Origin of the sequence: Acinetobacter sp. Root1280 (assembly GCF_001425285.1) — a bacterium.
Taxonomy (GTDB): domain Bacteria; phylum Pseudomonadota; class Gammaproteobacteria; order Pseudomonadales; family Moraxellaceae; genus Acinetobacter; species Acinetobacter guillouiae.
In genome coordinates this window covers 1-1,368 of record NZ_LMED01000021.1, presented here as the reverse complement: position 1 = coordinate 1,368, position 1,368 = coordinate 1, and the positions used below count along the sequence as shown (strand labels likewise).

The 1,368-nt window shown below is 66.7% G+C and carries 1 protein-coding gene; it reads right to left on the bottom strand.

Annotated features, from left to right (window positions below):
• The coding region (locus ASC84_RS22405) for an integrase core domain-containing protein (protein WP_227515153.1) at positions 1 to 1,090 on the bottom strand (1,090 nt) is incomplete at its 3' end.
• Positions 1,091 to 1,368: the final 278 nt, after the last annotated feature.

Sequence of the window (1,368 nt, the reverse complement as noted above, 5' to 3'; positions counted from 1 at the left end):
GTTGTCCGCCGACCCGGTAGTGCACTCCGTCGAGCCAGAAGGTGCCGATGCTCGTCAGCTTCTTGATGGAGGTATCGGCCAGGAGCTGGCTCGGTTCGGGTGCCCGGCGGAGTCGAGGCGATCGTGCCTGTGCCATTAGCCGGTGGGCCGGGGTGGGGCCGGTGGTCGGCTGCTCGGGTCGTGGGCGGGGGGCTTCGGCCTTGTCTGTGGCATCCCAGGCGACCTGAGGTGTGGTGCGTCCGGGGAGTCCTTGGTGGGGGCGTTGGGTGTTGTAGATGTGGTCGAACGCGTCGACCTGGGTCTGCAGGGCGGCCAGTGTGTCGGCCAGTGGCTGCTTGTCGAGGTAGCGGAACAGGGTCTGGTGGAAGCGTTCGTTCTTGCCCTGGGTGGTCGGCTTGTAGGGCTTGCCGGTGATCGGCTCCACGCCCAGTCGTGACACGTGTTGCACCAGCTGACCGAGGTGCCCGCGCCGGGAGGGATTGAGCGCGGTGCCGTTGTCGGAAAGCAGCCGCTGCGGCACGCCGTGGGCGGCCACGGCCTTGTCGAACACGACGATCGCGGCGTCGGCGGTCTCACCCCACGCGACGTGGGAGGCGACCGCGTAGCGGGAGTGGTCGTCGATGAGCTGGAAGATCACGCACGTGCGCCCACCAGTGAGGACGTACTCGGTGGCATCGAGCTGCCAGCACGCGTTCGGTGCGGGGTAGACGAACCGACGCCATGCCGAGCGTGGCTTCTTCTTCGGCTCCAGACGTGCCACCCCGGCTTCGCGGAAGATCCGGGCCAGCGACGCGATCGACGGGACCGGGGCGAGCCCCATCGTGCGCATCTTGTCGTGCACGCTGATCGGGCCGTGGTCCAAGCCGGAAGAATCCAGCGCAGCACGGACCTGGATGGCTTGGGCCTTGACCTCTTCGCTGACCTTCGACGGGCTCGACCGCGGCCGACGGGACCGGGGTTCGAGCACCGCGGCCGGCCCGTCGACCCTGGCGCGCTTGCGTAGGTCGTAGAACGTCTTGCGGCTGATGTCGTGCTCGGCGCAGAACGTCGTGACAGCGCCCCGAGGAGCATCTTCAGGCCACTGCGCGATCGCGAGTCGGACACGGGGATCGAGGGGTTCATTGGCAGCCACCGCCAGAGCATCAGGTGCACACGGCGGGGAGAAGTGTCACCACCAAGGACACCGAAAGTGTCACCGATGTCCTGGTACAGGTTCGTCACCGATGTCCTGCGACATAACAACTGGGCGGCGACTGTCGGTGGGACCAACTAGAATCAAACGCATGATCGATGCGCTGGCGCGGCGACTGTCGGTGGGACCAACTAGAATCAAACGCATGATCGATGCGCTGGCAGGACCCGGACAGG